This window comes from Variovorax sp. Root434, assembly GCF_001426595.1.
Taxonomy (GTDB): domain Bacteria; phylum Pseudomonadota; class Gammaproteobacteria; order Burkholderiales; family Burkholderiaceae_C; genus Variovorax.
Map to the genome: position 1 here is coordinate 53,227 of NZ_LMEK01000008.1, position 18,968 is coordinate 72,194.

Sequence of the window (18,968 nt, forward strand, 5' to 3'; positions counted from 1 at the left end):
CTGCAGCCGCCGCCGAGCGCGGCTTTCGCTTTCATCCAGGAGAGACATTCCATGACCTCGCGCGACATCTTCGTGGTCGGCACCGCCCGCACCGCCATCGGCACCTTCGGCGGCGCGCTGAAGGATGTGCCCAATACCCAGCTGGCCACCACCGCCGTCAAGGCCGCCATCGAACGCAGCGGCGTGGCCGCCGATGCCATCGGCCATGTGGTGATGGGCAACGTGATTCCCACCGACGTGAAGGATGCGTACCTGAGCCGCGTGGCCGCTATCGACGCGGGCTGCCCGATCGAGACGCCGGCCTTCAACGTCAACCGCCTCTGCGGCTCGGGCCTGCAGGCCATCGTGTCTGCGGCGCAGGCCATTGCGCTGGGCGACTGCGACATCGCCATCGGCGGCGGCTCCGAATCGATGAGCCGCGGCCCGTACTTCGACACCTCGGCGCGCTACGGCGCGCGCATGGGCGATGCGGTGCTGGTCGACTACATGCTGGGCATCCTGCACGACCCGTGGGAGAAGATCCACATGGGCATCACGGCCGAGAACGTGGCGGCGCGCTACGGCATCACACGCGAGCAGATGGACGAACTGGCCGTGACCAGCCAGCAGCGCGCGGCGGCCGCCATCGCGGCGGGCCGCTTCAAGGAGCAGATCGTTCCGGTCGAGGTGAAGACGCGCAAGGGCGTCGTGCTGTTCGACACCGACGAGCATGTGCGTGCCGACACCACCGTCGAGACGCTGTCGAAGATGAAGCCCGCGTTCAAGAAGGACGGCCTCGTGACCGCCGGCAACGCATCGGGCATCAACGACGGCGCCGCTGCCGTGGTGCTGGCCGAGGGCGGCCGCGCGAAGGCGCTGGGGCTGAAGCCGCTCGCGCGCCTCGTCGGCTACGCGCATGCCGGTGTCGAGCCCGCATACATGGGCATCGGCCCTGTGCCTGCCACGCGCAAGGTGCTGGAGCGCACCGGCCTGAAGGTCAGCGACTTCGACGTGATCGAGTCGAACGAAGCTTTTGCAGCGCAGGCCTGCGCGGTCATCAAGGAACTGGGGTTCGATCCGGCCAAGGTGAACCCGAACGGCTCGGGCATTTCGCTGGGCCACCCGGTGGGCGCGACCGGCGCGATCATCACGACGAAGGCGATCGCCGAGCTGCAGCGCGTGCAGGGGCGCTATGCGCTGGTCACGATGTGCATCGGCGGCGGGCAGGGCATTGCCGCCATCTTCGAACGGGTCTGAGCGCATGCTTCGTCCGGCCGTCCTGATCGACCCCGACGAGGTCGACTTCAGCGCCATTCGGGCGCAGGGCGCGGGCGGGCAGAACGTCAACAAGGTGTCGAGCGCGGTGCACCTGCGCTACGACATCCACGCCAGCTCGCTGCCGGCCGACGTGAAAGAGAGGCTGCTCGCGCTGCGCGACAGCCGCATCACGCTGGAGGGCGTGTTCGTGCTCAAGGCGCAGCAGCACCGCACGCAGGAGATGAACCGCGCCGACGCGCTCGCGCGGCTGCAGACTGTGGTCGACAGCGTGGCCACCGCGCCGCGCGTGCGGCGCGCGACCAAGCCGACCTATGGCTCCAAGCAGCGCCGGCTCGAAGGCAAGAGCCAGCGTTCGCAGATCAAGAGCCTGCGCGGGCCGGTACGCGACTGAGCGCGCATTCGGCTTCGTTGCGCTGAATTCCTCTGATCTGGGACGAATTGAGTGCAAAAGGCCCTGCTTTACGGGTCTGAAACATCTCCCAAGCAGAATCGTGATCATGAGAAGGCTCTTTTCGCGCGCCGTGTTGGCTGTGCTTCTGCTTGCGTCGGCCGCGGCGCTCCTGACCGGCTGCGGTCCAGGGACAGCGGCGGTGCAGGGCACGAGCACGGCCGCGGCCCCTGAACTCAAGTGGGAAGCGCTGATTCCCAAGAGCTGGGACCCCACCAAACGCTACCGCAACATCAGCCTCGAAGCGCTGCGCGACAACGATCCGCGCGCGATCCAGATGCTCGACGAGATGCGTGCCGTCTGGGACAACGCCCCGGTCAACGTGGCGCTCGACGGCAAGGCGGCCAAGCTCGCGGGCTTCGTCGTGCCGCTCGACGCTGCGCAGGACGGCATTCGCGAATTCCTGCTGGTGCCGTATTTCGGCGCCTGCATCCACACGCCGCCGCCGCCCGCCAACCAGATCGTGCACGTGATCGCGCCTGCCGCCGTGAAGGGCCTGCACGCGATGGACACGGTGTACGTCAGCGGCACGCTGAAGGCGGCGCGCTACTCGTCGGCGGACATGGGCGTGAGCGGCTACGAGATCAAGTCGGCGTCCGTGGAACGCTTCGTCGCGAAGCAGGCGCAGTAAGCAGCGCCGCCGCCTGCGCACTCAGGCCATGCGCTGCGACAGGAAATCCAGAAACGACGTGATGCGCGCCGACAGCTGCGTGTTGCGGTAGTACACCGCGTTGACCGGCTGGCGCACGTCTGCCGAGTCCTTTGCCAGCACCTGCACCAGCGCGCCGCTGGCGCGGTCGGCACCCGTCATGAAGTCCGACAGGCAGACGACGCCCACACCGGCCAGCGCCAGCTGGCGCAGCGTTTCGCCGCTCGATGCCATCAGTGTGGGCGCGATGTTCCATTCGTCGCCATGCACGCCACGCAGGGGCCAGCGGTTCAGCGACTCGGGTTGGGTGAAGCCCAGCAGCACGTGTTCGGCGAGGTCGCTCACCTTGCGCGGCTTGCCGTGTGCCTCGAGGTACGCAGGGCTCGCGAGCACGCGCAGGCGGTGCGTGCCGAGCGGGCGCGCATGCAGCGTGGAGTCGCGCAGCGGGCCGATACGGATCGCGATGTCGGTGCGGCGCTCCAGCAGGTCGATGGGCAGGTCGTCGGTGTCGAGTTCGAGGCTGATCTGCGGATAGAGCTTTCGGAACTCCGGCACCAGCGGCACGATGGCGTGCAGCATGAAGGGCGAGGCGGCATTAACGCGCAGGCGCCCGGCCGGCTGCTGGCGGCGCGCGGCCATCTGCTCCTCGGCATCGTCGATGGCATCGAGGATCGCGCGCGTGCGCTGCAGGAAGGCCGCGCCTTCCTCCGTGAGTTCGAGCCGCCGCGTGGTGCGGCGCAGCAGCGTGGTGTCGAGCTTCTGTTCGAGCCGGCTCAACGCGCGGCTGATGCCCGAGACCGTTTGCGCCAACTGCTCGGACGCAGCCGTGATCGAGCCCGTGTCCACCACCGTGCGGAACGCGACCAGTTCTTCGATGGTGGACTTCATGGGCGCTGGCAGGTCAGGCGGCGGCTTCCTGTTCCTCGGACTCGTCGATACGCGGCATCAGCGCCGCGAGCGCTTCGCCATCGGTGCGATAGCTGAACAGCATCGGTCCCGGCGCCAGCAGGCCGGCGCGCTCCAGCACCTGCATCGCGGGCAGCTTGAGGCCGCTCAGGTGCAGGCGGATGCCCTTGGATTCCATCATCCGGCGGATCGAGCCGAACACTTCGGCGCCGGTGATGTCGATGCGATTGATGGGCTGCGCGAACAGGCACACGTCGGTGAGGTCGGGCCGCTCGGCCAGCGCCACCGTGAGCGCGCGTTCGAGCGTGGAGGCCGAGGCGAAGTCGAGCTCGGCGTCCATGCGCAGCGCATACAGCTGCGGCGCCAGCGGCGGCAGCTTCCAGAGGTTGCGGTCGCGCAGGCTGCCGTCGGGGTGCAGGCCCACCTCGATGATGCGCGGATGCAGGTGGCGGTACATGTAGTGCGCCATGCTCGCCAGCAGCCCGCCGAGCACGCCCCAGTAGATGCTGGGGGCGGTCGCGATGGTCAGCACGAAGGTGCCGAAGGCAATGCCGGCCTCGATGCGCGAGATGCGCCACAGCGCCGTGAAGCTCGCGGGCTTCACCAGCCCGAGGATGGCCGTGACCACCACCGCCGCCAGCACCGCCTGCGGCACGTGGTACAGCAGCGGCATCAGCCACAGCAGCGCACCGGCCACCACCGCCACGCTGAACAGCGTGGCCCAGCCGGTCTGCGCGCCTGCATAGAGCGTGATGGCCGAGCGCGAGAACGACGAGCTGGTGGGAAACGCGCCCGTGAAGCCCGAGGTCAGCTTGGCGAGGCCCTGGCCGATCAGATCCTGGTTTTCGTTCCACAGCGTGCCGGCGCGCGCGTTGTCGACCTTGGCGCTCGACGCGGTTTCGAGGAAACTCACAAGCGTGATCATCAACGCCGGCAGCACCAGCGCGCTGAAGGTGCTCATGGGCAGCAGGCCCGGCCAGTAGAGCGAGGGCAGGCCCGAAGGCAGGCTGCCCACCACCGCACCGCCGCGCAGCGCGTAGTCGACGAGCCAGCTGATGGCGGCCGCGCCGGCCACCAGCGCCATCGTGGTCGGAAAGCGCGGCAGCAGGCGCTTGCCCAGCCACAGCACCGCGATGCTGCCGAGCCCGAAGGCAATGGCCACGAGGTCGGGTAGCGGGCCGCCGCGCAGCACCTGCGCAATGGTCCGCCCCGTGAAGCCCAGCAGCGCGGGCAGCTGCGAGATGGCGATCAGCACCGCCGCGCCTTGAGTGAAGCCGATAAGCACCGGCGAATTGACCAGCCGCAGCAGCCAGCCGAAGCGCCCCGCGCCCAGCACGATCTGGATGGCGCCCGACATCAGCGTGAGCCACACCGCCATCGCCACCCATTCGGCGCTGCCTGCAACCGCCAGGGGCGCGAGCGAGGCGCCGACCAGCAGGCTGGTGAGCGCGGTGGGCCCGACCGACAGCCGCTGCGACGAACTGAACATCACCGCGATCAGCGCGGGGAACAGCGCCGCGTACACCCCCGTCACCAGCGGCATGCCCGCCAGCGCTGCATACGCCACGCCTTGCGGGATCACCATCAGCGCCACGGTGATGCCGGCCATCGCCTCGCTGCGCAGCAATGCGGCGGAAGGGCGGGGCCAGGCCAGGCACGGGACCCAGCGGGAGAGGCGCTGGCGCAGGGAAGGAGAGGTTGTAGCCGGATTCATGAATAACGGATGGCACGCGCAATGGCGCTGGAATGCTGCGCGGGCACAGGGAGCTTACGCGGCCAGTCGGGGAATGCCGCGGAACCGGCTTTGCCGGGCCGCCGGCATTGCCGCCGGCGAGGGGGTGTGCGAAGCGACACGCAGTGCGCGAAGCATGGGGGTGTGTCTAGATGAGCGAGGTCGCGTTCTTGAGCACGTAGTCGCAGGCCTTGGTCTTGACCTTCGACGACAGGAGCTTGAAGTTCAGCGACTTGCCGTCGCCACCTTTCAGCAGGCCCTTGGCGCCGCTCGCGAAGCCGGTCTCCTGCTGCTTCTGGCCGGTGATCTTGGCGAGCAGCTTGTCTTTCACCGAGGCCGCGTCGCCGCCCAGGTAGTTGTTCTTCACGCAGTACTGCAGCACGCCGGCCGCGTTGCCGACGGTGCTGGAGCCGATGGCGGGCATCTTGAAGCCGAGGTTGCCGAGCGAGGATGCGCCGCTGTTGCCGCCTTGTGGATTGGCACTGACGGCCTCGCCGGCTTTTTCCTTCAACTGGTCGAGCAGGTCGTTGGCCTGGGCCGAGGCGCCTGCAGCGAGCAGCGCGAGGGCGATGAGGGTGGAGCGGGCGTGCATGATGTCCTCCTGTCGGTAGCGTGGTGGAAAGCGGCCACCAGCATAACGGAGACGCCGGGGCGAAGCCCCGGTTGCACGCGCGCTCTTACTTCGAGCGCTGCGGGCGCTTTTCGAGCAAGGGAGCGCTCGTGCCCTGCACGCCCACCAGGCCGAGGACGGTCACGAGCGAGTTCTGCGCACCCTTCCAGCCGTCGGTCACGTCGATCCACTCTGACAGCGCGTGGAAGCCGCCGGTCTTGCCGCCGCCGCCGATGATGATGGCCGGGATGCCCAGCGACATCGGCACGTTGGCGTCGGTGCTCGCGCCTGTCAGCAGCGTCTTGTGGCCGAAGGCGGCGTTCGAGCGGGTGGCGGCCTCGACGATCACGGTGTCCGACTGCGTGCGGCCGCCCGGACGGTCGCCGATGAGCTTGGTGCTCACGCTCAGCGTGTTGACGTTCCAGCGCTTGTTTTCCTCGACCACGGCTTCGTCGATGGCGGCGAGGATCTTCTTTTCGGTCTCCAGCAGCGGTGCCATTTCGTCGGAGCGGATGTCCACCGCCATGCGCGCGTCCGGCGCAATGGTGTTGACCGAAGTGCCGCCACCCACGGTGCCGACGGTGAAGGTCGTCTTCGGGAAGCTCGGCGTGCGGATGTCGGCGATCTTCGCGATCGCGCGGCCCATGCCGTGGATGGCGCTGGGCACCTGGCCGAAGGCGCCGTAGCTGTGGCCACCGGGACCCTTGAAAGTCACTTCGTAGCGGTGGCTGCCGGTGCCCAGCATCAGCACCGAGCCATCGGGCGCGGGCTCGAGGCCGACCATGCCGTCGATGTCGAGGTTGTCCCGGAAGATGGCCTTGATGCCGCGCAGGTTGCCGAGCTCTTCCTCGCCCACGTTGCCCACGATGAGCAGGTCGCCCACAGTCTGGATCTTGTTGTCGTTCAGCACCTTGAGCCACGAGAGCAGCACCGACAGGCCCCGCGTGTCGTCGGAGATGCCGGGCGCGTAGAGCTTGCCGTCGCGCTCCTTGACCTTCACGTCGGTGCCGGCGGGGAACACCGTGTCGAGGTGGGCAGAGATCAGCAGCTTCGGCCCGTTGCCCGTGCCCTTGCGCAGGCCGACCACGTTGCCTTCGGCGTCGATCTTCGCGTCCGCCAGGCCGAGGGCCTTCATGCGCGCGAGGAATGCCTCGGCGCGCTTCTGTTCCTTGAACGGCGGCGCCTCGATCTCGGTGAGCATCTTCAGGTCTTCGACCGAGCGCTCGTGGTCGGCCTTGACTGCGTCGAGCAGTTTCTGGATGGCGGGCGATGCCATCAACTGCGTGTAGGCCTTGTCGACTTCGGGCCGCACCTGCGTCGGCGTGGCGGCGACGGCGCCGGTCTGGGCGTGCGCGAGGCCGGCGGCCGCGGAGGCCAGGGCGAGGACGAGCGGGGCGAGGCGAAGTGACATGGGGCGGGGCATGGTCGGGGATGTCCTTGGGGGTGAAGCCGGGTTGGCGACGCCGGCGCGGCGTCGCCGACGATTCTTATGGCTGTGTTAGGCATGCGCTCTGGTTTAATCTTTGGCGTTGTCAGTTTTTCTAACGAGGCCCCGCCATGCGCCGCCACATTCCCAGCACCCGCGCGTTGCTGATCTTCGACGCGGTGGCGCGCCACCATGGCGTGGGCAAGGCTGCGGAGGAGCTGTGTCTCACGCACAGCGCGGTGAGCCAGCAGCTGCGCCTGCTGGAGACACAGATCGGTGTGCGGCTGGTGCAGCGCACGGCGCGCGGCACCGAGCTCACCGAGGCCGGGCGGCGCTATCACGGGCAGGTTTCGGGCGATCTGCTGCGGCTGCAGAACCACACGCTCGAAGCCATGGCGCAACGCACCGACGGCCTGCGCTTGCTGGTAGGCGCGGTGCCGGTGCTGGCCGAGGGCTGGCTGACGCCGCGGCTGCCGGAATTCATCGCCCGGCACCCGGGCTGCAGCCTGCACCTGCAGGTGTTCCCGACGCATCTCTACATGGAGGACATGCCCTTCGACGTGGGCGTGCAGTACGACGACGCGGTGTGGCCTGGCGCGAATGCGTTGCCGTTGATGGGCGAGTCTTGCGTTGCAGTGTGCTCACCCAAAGCGAAGGGGCGCCCGGCGATGGCGCGCGGTGACTTCCGCTCGGTGCCGCTGCTGCAGCTGCGCACGCGCATGGGCGCGTGGGAGGAATGGTTCGGGCAGACGGCGCATGCGCGGCCGCCCGAGAACCTGGTGGCGGGGCATCGCTTCGATCTGTTCTCTTCGCTCGTTGCCGCAGTGCGTGCCGACCTCGGCGTGGGGCTGGTGCCCGAGTATTTCGTCGAGCGTGAATTGCGCTCGGGCGAACTGTTGCTGGCCTGCCCGCACAGGGCGCCGTCGAGCCGGGGCTACAGCGTGTTCGTGGCGCCGAGCCGCACGGACGATCCGCTGGTCGGCGCTTTCGTGGAATGGCTCTGCGCGGCGGCTGCCTAGGCGCGGCGAAAGAGCAGCACGGAGTTCGTGCCGCCGAAGGCGAACGAATTGCTGATGGCGGCCTCGAGCGAGGGTGCCGCTGATTCGTCCTGCATCACGAGGTTCAGGCTGCAGTCCGGATCGATCTCGCGGCAGTTTGCATTGGGCGGCAACTGACGCTGATGCAGCGCCAGCACGGTGACGAGCGCTTCGATAGCGCCCGCCGCGCCGAGCATGTGGCCGTGCAGCGCCTTGGTCGAGCTCACGCGCAGCGTGTCGAGATGGTCGCCCCACACATCGGCCAGCGCATTGCGCTCGACCACGTCGCCGATGCGCGTGGCCGTGCCGTGGGCATTGCAGTAGCCCACGTCGCGCGGCTGCAGGCCGGCCTGGCGCAGGGCGGCGCGCAGTGCGCGGGCCTGGCCCGGGGCGTCGGGCTTGGTGAGATGGGTGGCGTCGCTGCTCAGGCCCCAGCCGGCCAGCGTGGCGTAGCGGCGGGCGCCGCGGGCGCGTGCGCGCTCGGCGGATTCGAGAATCAGGAAGGCCGCGCCCTCGCCGAGCGCAAAGCCGCTGCGGTCGGTGGCGAAGGGCCGCACCGCGCCGGCCGCTTCGCCGGGCTGGAAGGTGGCCAGCGTCTGCATGGCCTGCCAGGCCACGACCACGCCCGGCACGATCAGCGCTTCGCTGCCGCCGGCAATCGCGATGTCGACTTCGCCACGCTGCACGGCCTTGGCCGCTTCGGCGATCGCGGCCGAAGAAGAGGCACAGGCGACGGAGTAGGTGAGCACCGGGCCCTGCACGCCCTGGCGCATCGCCACATGGGCGGCCGGCGCATTGGGCATGAAGGCGGGAATCGTGAGAGGCGACACGCGGCCGTTGCCGCGGTAGGCCGCCTCGAGCGCCGCGGCGCCGCCCATGCCGCAGCCGGCAAAGACGCCCATGCGCTCGGGATCGGTGTCGGCGATGCCGAGGCCCGCGTCGCGCATCGCCATGTCGGCGGCGGCCACGGCCAGCTGGCTCACGCGGTCGACGCCCGCGAGCTGCAGCTTGGTGAACCAGCGGGTTTCATCGAAGGCCGCGGTGGCCGCGGCGGCCGGCTTGGGCAGATCCGGAAAGACCGGCTGGATGGCCGAGCGGCCCTGCAGCAGGGCCTGGAACAGCGTGTCGGGCTCGCCGCCATGCGGCGCCATGACGCCCAGCCCGGTGACGGCGACCTCGTGGTTCACGCGGTTTTGGCGGCCCGGACCTTGTCGACCAGCAGCGCGAGTTCGGCCAGGGTGTCGATGCTCGCGTCCTCGTCGGGCATGGTGATGCCGAAGTGGTCTTCGATGGCGAACAGAAATTCCGCGAGGGCGAGTGAATCGAGCCCGCCGGTTTCCCGCATGGAGGCGTGGGGGTCGAGCTTCGACGGTTCGATGCCGTACTTCTCGTGGATCAGGTCCTGCAATTCCTTCAGCGAACTCATCGTGCAATGCCTGTCGTCATGTGCCGCTGATCGATTGCCACCCTGTACGGGTGCCATTGAATCGATCCCTTCCTCGTCGGCCAGTGGTGAGTGTGGTCAGTGAGCGTCGATGATATCCGCTCCTACGCGAGGGACATCCCCTCGCAAACGCGGTCCTGGACGCCAACGCAGAGAGGGCAGCGCGAAGGCCAGGCCCAGCAGCGCGCCGGCCGCCACGTCCAGCGCCACGTGCTGCTTGACCGCCAGTGTCGAGTAGGCAATGGCGGCGAACCAGGTCCAGTTCAGCACGCGCCACAGGGCCGGCGTGCGTGCCTCGCGCAACACATGCTCGATGCGGATGGCGGTGAAGATGGCCACGGCCACATGCATCGAGGGGCAGGCGTTGCCCGCCGCGTCCACGCCCTGCAGCATCGCGAAGCCGGGGTAGCCCGCAGCATCGATGGGCATGGGGGGGATCTGGGTCGGCCAGAAGTAGAAGAGCCCCAGGCCCGTGATGCAGAGTGCGCCGATCCACAGTCCGTAGACCACCAGTTCCCGGAACGTGAGCTGCAGGCCCGGCGCGACGCCCACATAGACCCACAGCGAAAGGTACGCACCCAGCGTGTAGGGCTGGAACGGAACCAGGTGGTCCAGCGCCGTCAGCGGCATCACCGCGATCGGAAAGGCCGGGTTGCGCAGCAGGTGGAAGTAGCCGATGAAGAACAGCCACGTGAAGACCGTGGTGCCGACCGCCTTCAGCAGGAAATGGCGGCGGATGCGCAGCCAGATCTCGGCGGTCCAGGTGGAGGGCCCGGCGTCGGGCGCCATGTGCAGGGGGATCGGTGAGTGCATGGTGTTGTCGGCCGCCGATCTTGCCAGAGCGCCATGACGATCCCCCGCAATGCCCCGCCGCATCAGGTGGAGGCAGGGCGCTTGCGGTGCTGGAACGAAGTCGGGGAGCGGCCCGTGGCCGCCTTGAACATCGCGCAGAAGGCACTGTCGGTGGCATAGCCGCTGGCGGCAGCCACCTGGCTCACGGCCATGCCGCGCGCCAGCAGCGGCAGCGCATGCGCCATCACGGCCTGCTGGCGCCATTGTTGCCAGCTCATCCCGAGCTGGTCGCGGAACAGGCGCGCCACCGTGCGCTCGCTGGCGCCGATGGTGGCGGCGCGCTCGGCCAGCGTGGCACGGTCGGCCGGGTTGCGCAGCAGCGCCTCGCAGAGCTGGCGCAGGCGCTTGTCGGTGGGCAGCGGCACGTCGATGCGGATCTGCGTGGCGCGCTCCACTTCGTCGATCAGCAGCGGCGCGATCATGCGTTCGCGCTGCGGTGCATGCGGGTCGGCCGGCGGCAGGCCGTCGGGCGTGGTGTCGAGCGCGAGCATCAGCGCGCGCAGCAGCGGGCTGATTTCGAGCACCTCGCACTTTTCCCAGGTGGGGGCGATCCAGGCGTGCAAGTAGACGGTGCGCAGCTCGGCGTCCTCGATCAGCGTGATGCTGTGCGGCATGTTGGCCGGCACCCAGAGCGCGCGCGAGGGCGGCACGATGTAGCTGCCGTCCTGCGTGCTCAGGCGGATCACGCCGCGGGTGGAGAAAGTGAGCTGCGGCCACGGGTGCTCGTGCAGCTCGACCAGCGTGTCGGCGCTCAGGAAGTGCTCCTTGGCGCGCAGCGGGCGCACCGCGTCGGGTGCGTAGAGGTGCGGCGTGAGAGAGGCGACGCTGGTGATTGGAGCAGGGGCTGCGCCGCGCGGCCTGGCGGGCACGGCGCTCCTGGAGGTGGGTGAGGCGGCGCTTGGCATGGTTTCGACAAATGTTGTCGCTGTATCGCCATTCTGCCGCGTCCCCGGCGCATAGCATCGATCCCTGCCCCGTTTTTTTGTAGCAATCCATGTCTTCCACTTCGTCCACGACTGCCATTTCTTCCACTCCCACCACCTTACGCACCGACGCCAAACTGATCGGGCTGGTCGGCCTGGCCCATGCGGTCAGCCATTTCAGCCAGCTCATCCTGGCGCCGCTGTTCCCGTGGCTCAAGGACGCGTTCAATGTGAGCTATGTCGAGCTGGGCGCGGTGCTCACGGTGTTCTTCGTGGTTTCGTGCATGGTGCAGGCCGCCTCGGGCTTCATCGTCGACAAGCTGGGCCCGCGGCCGGTGCTGTTCGTCGGACTGGGCGCGCTGGGCCTGGCGGCGTTCGGCTACGCCGCGGCACAGAGCTACTGGATGCTGCTGGTGTGCGCGGTGGTCGGCGGCATCGGCAACGGCGTGTTCCATCCGGTGGACTACACGCTGTTCAACCGCAAGGTCGCGCCGACGCGGCTGGGCCATGCCTACAGCGTACATGGCATCACCGGCAGCCTGGGCTGGGCGCTGGCGCCTGCCTTCGTGGTGCCGATCGCGATCGCGTACTCATGGCGCGTGGCGCTGGCCTCGGCAGGTGTCGTGGCGCTCGTGGTGCTGCTGGTGCTGTGGGCGTACCGCAGCGTGCTGTCGCTCGACGCGGCGGCCGTGCACAAGGCCACTGGGCAGGGCGAGCCCGCGCCGGTCGGCGGGGAGTTCGACTTCCTGCGCATTCCGGCCGTGTGGATGTGCTTCGGCTTCTTCTTTTTCTACGCCGCCGTGATCAGCGTGGTGCAGACCTTCGCGCCCGTGGCCGCCGGCCACCTGCACGCGGTGCCGGTGGCGCTGGTGGCGGTGTGCCTCACGGTCTACATGGTCGCGAGCGCGGCGGGCATGGTGGTGGGTGGCTTCCTGGCGTCGGACCCGTCGCGCTGCGAGCGCATCGTGGGCGCGGGCTTCGGCATTGCGGCTGCATTGGCGCTGGTGCTGGCGTTTGCGAGCTTTCCGCCGATCGTGGTGCCGGTGCTGTTCGGCGCCATGGGTTTCGTCTCGGGTGTCGCCGGGCCGTCGCGCGACCTGCTGGTGAAGAGGTCGACGCCGCCCAATGCGACGGGGCGCGTCTACGGCGTGGTGTACGCGGGGCTCGACATCGGGCAGGCCATGGCGCCGCTGATGTTCGGGCGGCTGATGGACCATGGGCAGTACACGAGCGTGATCGTCGGCCTGGCGCTGGTGCAGGGCGTGCTGATCGCCAGCGCGTTCAATGTGCGCCGCGTGCGGCGTACCGCGCTGGTGCCGGTCTCGGCCTGAGCCGCCTTCTCTTGATTGAAGTGCGGTCGATATCATCGGCCGCATGCAAGCCTTGTACGTCTACGTGATCGCCGGAGCCGTGCTGGCGGGCTTCGTGCAGGGCCTGTCGGGCTTTGCGTTCGGGCTGGTGGCGATGTCGGTCTGGGCGTGGACGCTGGAGCCGCAGCTCGCGGCGGTGCTTGCGCTTTTCGGGGCGCTCACGGGGCAGGTGATCGCGGCCGTGACCGTGCGGCGTTCTTTCGACAGGAACACTCTCTGGCCCTTCGTGTTGGGCGGGCTGGTGGGAGTGCCGTTCGGTGTTTGGCTATTGCCGCACCTCGACCTTGTCGTTTTCAAGCTGTGCCTCGGCGTGCTGCTGGTGCTGTGGTGTCCGGCCATGCTGATGTCGCAGCATCTGCCGAAGGTTTCGTTTGGCGGGCGTGTGGCTGATGGAGTGGCCGGTGCCATCGGTGGTGCGATGGCGGGCATCGGTGGGTTCTCGGGGGCCATACCCACGCTCTGGTGCACGCTGCGCGGCTTTCAGCGCGACACGCAGCGCGCAGTGATCCAGAACTTCAATCTGTCGATGCTGATGGTGGCGTTTGCCGTGCATGTGTTCAGCGGGAGCATCGAGCGCTCCGTGGTGCCGCTGCTGGGGCTGGTCGCGTTGGCCGTCGCGGTGCCGGTGCTGCTCGGTGCGCGGCTGTATATCGGGATCAGCGAGGTGGCGTTCCGCAAGCTGGTGCTCGGGTTGCTGACAGCTTCGGGAGTGGCCATGCTGGCTTCGTCCGTGCCTGCCCTGTTGCAGCGGGGATGAGCCTGTGCCCGGGGAAAGAGCTCACCGGGGTAGCGCCAGGGCAAACGGCAGGCTCACGACACCCAGCAAGGTGGACAGCGTCACCAGCCCCGCCACATAGGGCCCGTTGTAGCCCATGCGCGCAGCCAGCACATAAGCACTCGAAGCCGTAGGTACTGCCGAAAAAGCCATCAGCACCGAAGCCTGGGTCGCATCCAGCCGCAATGCCAGCGCGAGCCCCCATGCGACCAGCGGCAGCAGCAGATGCCGTATCGCCAGCACCGAAGTGGCCAGCACCTTGCCTGCCCCCAGCGTGGAGAACTTCATCCCCGCCCCTGCGGCCAGCAGTCCCAGTGCCAGCGATGCAGCCCCGATGCGCGTCAGCGTCGGCGTCGCCCATGTCGGCACGGCAAGGCCCAGCACATTCGCGAGCAGGCCGGCCACCGTTGCGACGATCAGCGGGTTGCGCACGAGCTGCCGCACGAAGCCGGTTTGCGCATGCCGTGTCATCGGCCACACGGCGGCGATGTTGAAGATGGGCACGCACACGCCGATGAGCACCGCGATCAGCAGCAGGCCTTCAGACCCCGCCAGCCGCTCCGCCAGCGCAAGGCAGATGAACGAGTTGAAGCGGAAGGCGATCTGCGCGCTGGCCGCGTGGTCGCGCCGGTCGATGTGGGTGCGCAGGCCCGGAACGAAGGGCAGGGCGTAGGCCATCGCGATGCCGCAGACACCGACGCCGACGCCCGCCGTGAGCAGGCTCGACGTGGCACCAAAATCCAGCGGGCTGCGCACGATCGAGTGGAACAGCAGCACGGGAAAAAGAAAGTAGTAAACCAGGCTCTCGACCTGGTCCCACACGCGGCGGTCGAGGGCGGTGTAGCGGCACAGGAGCCAACCGATGGCGATGAGGGAGAAATCGGGGAAAAGCAGCTGAGCGTAATTCACCGCTTCGAGGATAAACCCGCTTGACCATGGGTAATCCACAGCACGAGGACTGCCCCCGAGCCGCTAGCATCCGGGCTTTCGTTTTTCGACATCAATCAGATCAAGGAGTTATCGATGCAACGTCGTCAATGGAGCACGCTGGTGGGAGCTGCGGCACTGGTCGCGGTGGCGGGCCAGAGCTTTGCGCAGGGCTATCCGAACAAGCCCGTCGAGCTGAGCGTTCCGTTCGCACCGGGCGGCACGACGGACATCGTGGCGCGCGTGATCTCCGACCCGCTGGGCAAGGTGCTTGGCCAGCCAGTGGTGGTGATCAACCGCGCCGGTGGCGGCGGCATCGTCGGCGCGGCCGAAACGGCGCGCGCCACGCCCGACGGCTACAAGCTCGGCGTTGCCACGGTGTCGAGCACGGCGGCCAACCCGGCCATCAACCCCAAGGTGCCGTACGACCCGATCAATGACTTCACGCCGATCATCAACATCGCGGCCACGCCGAACATCATCGCGGTCAACCCGAGCTTCCCCGCCAAGAACTACGCCGAGTTCGTGGCCGAGCTCAAGAAGAATCCCGGCAAGTATTCGTACGCCTCGTCGGGCACGGGCGGCATCGGCCACCTGCTGATGGAGCTGTACAAGAGCCTGACCAACACCTTCGTCACGCACATCCCGTACCGCGGCGCGGGCCCCGCGCTGAACGACGTGGTGGCCGGCCAGGTGCCGATCATGTTCGACAACATCCCCTCGGCCATGCCCTTCATCACCAGCGGCCGGCTGATCCCGATCGTGGTGTCGGCGCCGCAGCGCCTGGCCGCGCTGCCGAACGTGCCGACCTTCAAGGAAGTGGGCCTGGAGCCGGTGAACCGCATGGCCTACTACGGCATCCTCGGTCCGAAGGGCCTGCCGAAGGAAGTGGTCGACAAGATCAGCGCCGGCGTGAAGAAGGCAGTGGAAGAGCCGGCGGTGCGCAAGCGTATCGAGGACACGGGCTCGCTGATCGTCGCCAACACGCCGGAGCAGTTCGCCGCGCAGATCAAGGCCGAGTACGAGGTCTACAAGCAGGTCGTCAAAAAGCAGAACCTGAAGCTCGACTGAAGATTTTTTTCCCGCACCCCGAAGCCGCCCGCATGCCGGGCGGCTTTTTCTTTTGTTATCTTGCACGGCATGACCGAGGCCTCTCCGCAGATACAGACGCAGACATCCGACATCGACGACTTCATCGACGCGCTCTGGCTGGAAGATGGCCTGTCGAAGAACACGCTGGCCGCCTATCGCCGCGACCTCGCGTTGTTCGCGCAGTGGCTCGATGCGCAGCGCAACGGTGCCGGGCTCGATGCCGCGAAGGAGACCGACCTGCAGGCCTACATGGGTGCACGCCTGTCGACCAAAGGCAAGGCCACTTCGGCCAACCGCCGGCTCACGGTGTTCAAGCGCTACTACCGTTGGGCGCTGCGCGAGCGCCGTGTCGTGGCGGACCCGAGCATCCGGCTCGCGCCAGCGCGGCAGATGCCGCGCGCCATCAAGACGCTGTCGGAAAAACAGGTCGACGACCTGCTGGCCGCGCCCGACGTCGAATCGCCGCTTGGCCTGCGCGACCGCGCGATGCTCGAGCTGATGTACGCGAGCGGCCTGCGCGTGAGCGAGCTGGTGGCGCTCAAGGCCATCGACATGAGCCTCAACGACGGCGTGCTGCGTGTGCTGGGCAAGGGCAACAAGGAACGGCTCGTGCCCTTCGGCGGCGAGGCGCGGCGCTGGATCGAGCGCTACCTTGACGAGTCGCGCCCCGCCATCCTCGACGGGCAGCAGACGCCCGACCTGTTCGTGACCGCGCGCGGCGCCGGCATGACGCGCGTGATGTTCTGGATCATCGTGAAGAAGCACGCCACCGCGGCGGGCATTCACGTGCCGCTGTCGCCGCACACGCTGCGCCATGCCTTCGCCACGCACCTGCTGAACCACGGGGTCGACCTGCGCGCGGTGCAGTTGCTGCTGGGCCATGCCGACATCTCGACCACCACCATCTACACCCACGTGGCGCGCGAGCGGCTGAAGAAATTGCACGAAGAGCATCATCCGCGCGGCTGAGCGCGCCACACAAGCCCGGGGCCCGGCAATGAATCAGCTCTTCCCCGCGTCGCTGCGCATCGGCTGCGCCGGCTGGAGCCTGCCGCGTGCCACGTGGCCCGACTTCCCGGCCGAAGGCTCGCACCTGGAGCGGTACGCACAGCGCTTCGGCGCGGTGGAGATCGACACTTCCTTCTACCGGCCGCACCGGCGCGAAACCTATGAGCGCTGGGCCGCCAGCACGCCCGCCGGATTCCGTTTCGCAGTCAAGCTGCCGCAGGCCATCACGCACGAACAACGGCTGGTCGATGCGATGCCGGCCTTCGACGAATTCCTTTCGCAGGTCGCCGGACTCGGCGGCAAGCTCGGCTGCCTCGTCGTGCAACTGCCGCCGAGCCTTGCATTCGATGCGCGCGTGGTGCGGCCATTCCTCGCCGGCGTGCGCCGCAGGCATGCAGGCGCGGTGGCGCTCGAGCCGCGCCACCGCAGTTGGTTCACGCCGGCGGCCGAGGTGCTGCTGTCGCACTTCGAGTTCGGGCGGGTGCTGGCCGATCCGGTCCTCTTCGATGCCGCAGGCGCGCCGGGAGGATGGCCCGGGCTGGTCTATCTGCGCCTGCACGGATCGCCGCGCCGCTACTGGTCGGCATACGACGAGGGGCTGCTGCGGCGCCTCTCGCAGCGTCTGCTGCTCGCCTGCGAGGACGGCACGCAGGGCTGGTGCATCTTCGACAACACGGCGGGCGGCGAGGCGGTCGGCAATGCGATGACTCTTGTGCGCCTGCTTCATCATCGCTGATTCGCCAGGGCCGACAATGCGGTGGAAGGGTCCAGGCTCATTCGCGAGCGCAAGCCGCCGCTGGACCGATGCAACCCACGCAGACGATCGACAGGAACCCTCATGAATTTCCTCGCTTCCTCGAAGCCTTCGCACCGCACGGCGACCCGGCTCCTCGCTGCCGCGGCGCTGTGCGCTGCCTCGGGTGCGCACGCACAGGCCATTCCCAAGACGGTGCGCCTCATCGTGGCGTACCCCGCGGGCGGCGTCAGCGACGTCGTTGCGCGTGCGCTCGGCGACAGGCTCGCCGCGCAACTGGGCGTCACGGTGATCGTCGACAACCGGGCCGGTGCGAGCGGCGCCATCGGCATGGACGCCGTCGCCAAGGCCGCGCCCGATGGCGCGACGCTGGGCTTCTCGGCGATCAGCCCGCTGGTGCTGAGCCCGCACCTCGGCAAGCTGCCCTTCGATCCGCTGAAGGACATCGCGCCGGTGGCGAGCGTGATGTATTCGCCGGTGCTGCTGATCGCCACGCCGGCCGCCAAGGCGAAGGATTTCCGCGCGCTCATCGCCGATGCGAGGGCGCAGCCGGGTGCGCTGCGCTGGGCCACGTCGGGGCCGGCTTCGCTCGGCCATATCGTGCTGGAGCAGTTGCGCTCGGCGGCGGGCGTCGACATCACGCACGTGCCGTACAAGGGCGGCGGCCAGCAGCTGAACGACGCCATCGGCGGGCAGTTCGAGATTCTCTCGACCAACGCGAGTCCGACGCTCACGTCCCACATCCAGTCGGGCAAGCTGCGTCCGCTGGCCGTCGGTGCGCCGGCGCGGCTCGAGAGCCTGCCCCAGGTGCCCACGCTGGGCGAGCTGGGCTACAGCGCGGCGAACATCAATTCGCTGTTCGGCGTCTTCGCACCCGCGGCCACGCCGCCCGCGCTGATTGCCAGGTACAACGCCGAGATCAACAAGGCCCTGGCCAGCCCCGAGCTGCGCGCCAGGCTCACGGCCACCGACAACGTGCCGACCGGCGGCACCTCAGCTGCGTTTGCGAAAGAGATCGCCAGCGAGTTCGAAAGCAATGGCCGCATCATCAAGGCCGCGGCCATCAAGGCGGATTGACCCTGTGGGTTGCGGTTCGAATTTACCTACCTTATAGTCGGTAGATGCCCCCCGCCACAGCCCTCGCCACCGGCAGCACCCGCGAGCAGATCCTCGCGGTGGCGCGCGGGTTCATCGAAACGCGTTCCTATCTGGGCTTCAGCTTTCAGGACGTGGCTGACGCGGTCGGCGTTCGCAAGGCCAGCCTGTACCACCACTTTCCGACCAAGGAGGCGCTGGGCATCGCGGTGATCCGTGGGGCCACGCAGAGCTTCAAGGACTGGGACGCGGCCCGGGCGCGCGAGCCCAAGGACGCGCTCGAATCGTATTTCCGCATGTACCGCAACACGCTGAAGGCTGGCTCGGGCATGTGTCCAGCGGGAGCATTGGCGCCTGGATGGGGCGTGATCAACGACGAACTGCGCCAGGCCGTGCAGGAGTTGCGCAATACACAGGTGACGTGGCTCACCGGTGTGCTGGGCGCACTGATGCCGGCGCGAAAGAAGGGCACTTCGGTCGCTTCGCTGGCCGCCTATGTGTTTTCCGTCTGTCAGGGCGCGCTTCTGTCGGCGCGCATGACGGGCCGCGTGGACGACTTCGACGAAGCCGTCGCGCAACTCAGGAGTTCATTGCCGGGCTGACCGCCCGGCCCAACGCGGGCACGCCTCGGCGTGCTTATTTTTTGACTTCGATGCCTACCGA

20 protein-coding genes are annotated in these 18,968 nt (G+C 68.2%); 11 read left to right on the forward strand and 9 right to left on the reverse strand.

What is annotated here, in order from left to right:
* Window positions 1-51: 51 nt before the first annotated feature.
* The 3 genes from ASD05_RS09325 to ASD05_RS09335 all read left to right on the forward strand — a co-directional run bounded on the left by ASD05_RS09325 (window position 52) and on the right by ASD05_RS09335 (window position 2,336).
* Entirely contained in the window at window positions 52-1,236 is a 1,185-nt protein-coding gene (locus tag ASD05_RS09325; protein WP_056590782.1) for an acetyl-CoA C-acyltransferase family protein, read from the forward strand.
* A gap of 4 nt (window positions 1,237-1,240) precedes the next feature.
* On the forward strand, window positions 1,241-1,648 hold the full coding sequence (arfB, locus tag ASD05_RS09330) for an alternative ribosome rescue aminoacyl-tRNA hydrolase ArfB (protein WP_056590785.1): 408 nt from the start codon (window positions 1,241-1,243) through the stop codon (window positions 1,646-1,648).
* A gap of 106 nt (window positions 1,649-1,754) precedes the next feature.
* Window positions 1,755-2,336 (forward strand): DUF3299 domain-containing protein, encoded by a 582-nt coding sequence (locus ASD05_RS09335; RefSeq protein ID WP_056590787.1) that lies wholly within the window; start codon window positions 1,755-1,757, stop codon window positions 2,334-2,336.
* Window positions 2,337-2,357: 21 nt separating this feature from the next.
* Here the strand turns inward: ASD05_RS09335 and ASD05_RS09340 are convergent, their stop codons facing one another.
* The 4 genes from ASD05_RS09340 to ASD05_RS09355 all read right to left on the reverse strand — a co-directional run bounded on the left by ASD05_RS09340 (window position 2,358) and on the right by ASD05_RS09355 (window position 7,025).
* Complete coding sequence (locus tag ASD05_RS09340; RefSeq protein ID WP_056590791.1) at window positions 2,358-3,242, reverse strand: LysR substrate-binding domain-containing protein; 885 nt, start codon at window positions 3,240-3,242, stop codon at window positions 2,358-2,360.
* 13 nt (window positions 3,243-3,255) lie between these two features.
* A complete protein-coding gene (locus ASD05_RS09345) occupies window positions 3,256-4,974 on the reverse strand; it encodes a SulP family inorganic anion transporter (RefSeq protein ID WP_056590794.1) in 1,719 nt (572 codons plus the stop codon).
* 166 nt (window positions 4,975-5,140) lie between these two features.
* Window positions 5,141-5,584, reverse strand: coding sequence for a DUF2501 domain-containing protein (locus ASD05_RS09350; RefSeq protein ID WP_056590798.1), 444 nt, complete (start codon window positions 5,582-5,584; stop codon window positions 5,141-5,143).
* Window positions 5,585-5,669: 85 nt separating this feature from the next.
* The gene (locus ASD05_RS09355; RefSeq protein WP_056590800.1) at window positions 5,670-7,025 is read right to left on the reverse strand and encodes a M20/M25/M40 family metallo-hydrolase; all 1,356 of its coding nucleotides are present in this window, start codon (window positions 7,023-7,025) and stop codon (window positions 5,670-5,672) included.
* A gap of 134 nt (window positions 7,026-7,159) precedes the next feature.
* On the opposite strand from ASD05_RS09355, the gene ASD05_RS09360 reads away from it, so the two are divergent.
* Window positions 7,160-8,047, forward strand: a complete 888-nt coding sequence (locus ASD05_RS09360; protein WP_056590803.1) for a LysR substrate-binding domain-containing protein — start codon at window positions 7,160-7,162, stop codon at window positions 8,045-8,047.
* Here the strand turns inward: ASD05_RS09360 and ASD05_RS09365 are convergent.
* The 4 genes from ASD05_RS09365 to ASD05_RS09380 all read right to left on the reverse strand — a co-directional run bounded on the left by ASD05_RS09365 (window position 8,044) and on the right by ASD05_RS09380 (window position 11,266).
* Entirely contained in the window at window positions 8,044-9,252 is a 1,209-nt protein-coding gene (locus ASD05_RS09365; protein ID WP_056590805.1) for a beta-ketoacyl-[acyl-carrier-protein] synthase family protein, read from the reverse strand. The genes ASD05_RS09360 and ASD05_RS09365 overlap by 4 nt on opposite strands.
* A complete protein-coding gene (locus tag ASD05_RS09370) occupies window positions 9,249-9,491 on the reverse strand; it encodes an acyl carrier protein (protein ID WP_007830850.1) in 243 nt (80 codons plus the stop codon). Before ASD05_RS09370 ends, ASD05_RS09365 begins: the two co-directional genes overlap by 4 nt.
* 96 nt (window positions 9,492-9,587) lie before the next feature.
* Complete coding sequence (locus ASD05_RS09375; RefSeq protein ID WP_235507916.1) at window positions 9,588-10,322, reverse strand: phosphatase PAP2 family protein; 735 nt, start codon at window positions 10,320-10,322, stop codon at window positions 9,588-9,590.
* 62 nt (window positions 10,323-10,384) lie between these two features.
* Window positions 10,385-11,266 carry an AraC family transcriptional regulator gene (locus ASD05_RS09380; RefSeq protein WP_235507918.1) on the reverse strand — a complete coding sequence of 294 codons (882 nt, stop codon included), beginning with the start codon at window positions 11,264-11,266 and terminating at the stop codon, window positions 10,385-10,387.
* Between the two features lie 89 nt (window positions 11,267-11,355).
* On the opposite strand from ASD05_RS09380, the gene ASD05_RS09385 reads away from it, so the two are divergent.
* Together ASD05_RS09385 and ASD05_RS09390 are read left to right on the forward strand one after the other, a co-directional pair.
* Complete coding sequence (locus ASD05_RS09385; RefSeq protein ID WP_056590814.1) at window positions 11,356-12,615, forward strand: MFS transporter; 1,260 nt, start codon at window positions 11,356-11,358, stop codon at window positions 12,613-12,615.
* A 43-nt stretch (window positions 12,616-12,658) separates the two neighbouring features.
* The gene (locus ASD05_RS09390) at window positions 12,659-13,411 is read left to right on the forward strand and encodes a sulfite exporter TauE/SafE family protein (protein ID WP_056590817.1); all 753 of its coding nucleotides are present in this window, start codon (window positions 12,659-12,661) and stop codon (window positions 13,409-13,411) included.
* Between the two features lie 21 nt (window positions 13,412-13,432).
* Here the strand turns inward: ASD05_RS09390 and ASD05_RS09395 are convergent, their stop codons facing one another.
* A complete protein-coding gene (locus ASD05_RS09395) occupies window positions 13,433-14,350 on the reverse strand; it encodes an AEC family transporter (RefSeq protein ID WP_200936029.1) in 918 nt (305 codons plus the stop codon).
* Window positions 14,351-14,452: 102 nt separating this feature from the next.
* Between ASD05_RS09395 and ASD05_RS09400 the strand changes: the two genes are divergently transcribed.
* The 5 genes from ASD05_RS09400 to ASD05_RS09420 all read left to right on the forward strand — a co-directional run bounded on the left by ASD05_RS09400 (window position 14,453) and on the right by ASD05_RS09420 (window position 18,907).
* Window positions 14,453-15,427, forward strand: coding sequence for a tripartite tricarboxylate transporter substrate binding protein BugE (locus tag ASD05_RS09400; protein WP_056590821.1), 975 nt, complete (start codon window positions 14,453-14,455; stop codon window positions 15,425-15,427).
* Between the two features lie 69 nt (window positions 15,428-15,496).
* The gene (gene xerD / locus ASD05_RS09405; RefSeq protein WP_056590823.1) at window positions 15,497-16,417 is read left to right on the forward strand and encodes a site-specific tyrosine recombinase XerD; all 921 of its coding nucleotides are present in this window, start codon (window positions 15,497-15,499) and stop codon (window positions 16,415-16,417) included.
* A gap of 28 nt (window positions 16,418-16,445) precedes the next feature.
* On the forward strand, window positions 16,446-17,192 hold the full coding sequence (locus tag ASD05_RS09410) for a DUF72 domain-containing protein (RefSeq protein ID WP_056590826.1): 747 nt from the start codon (window positions 16,446-16,448) through the stop codon (window positions 17,190-17,192).
* A 102-nt stretch (window positions 17,193-17,294) separates the two neighbouring features.
* On the forward strand, window positions 17,295-18,287 hold the full coding sequence (locus tag ASD05_RS09415) for a Bug family tripartite tricarboxylate transporter substrate binding protein (RefSeq protein WP_056590839.1): 993 nt from the start codon (window positions 17,295-17,297) through the stop codon (window positions 18,285-18,287).
* Window positions 18,288-18,331: 44 nt separating this feature from the next.
* Window positions 18,332-18,907 carry a TetR/AcrR family transcriptional regulator gene (locus ASD05_RS09420; RefSeq protein WP_056590843.1) on the forward strand — a complete coding sequence of 192 codons (576 nt, stop codon included), beginning with the start codon at window positions 18,332-18,334 and terminating at the stop codon, window positions 18,905-18,907.
* Window positions 18,908-18,968: the final 61 nt, after the last annotated feature.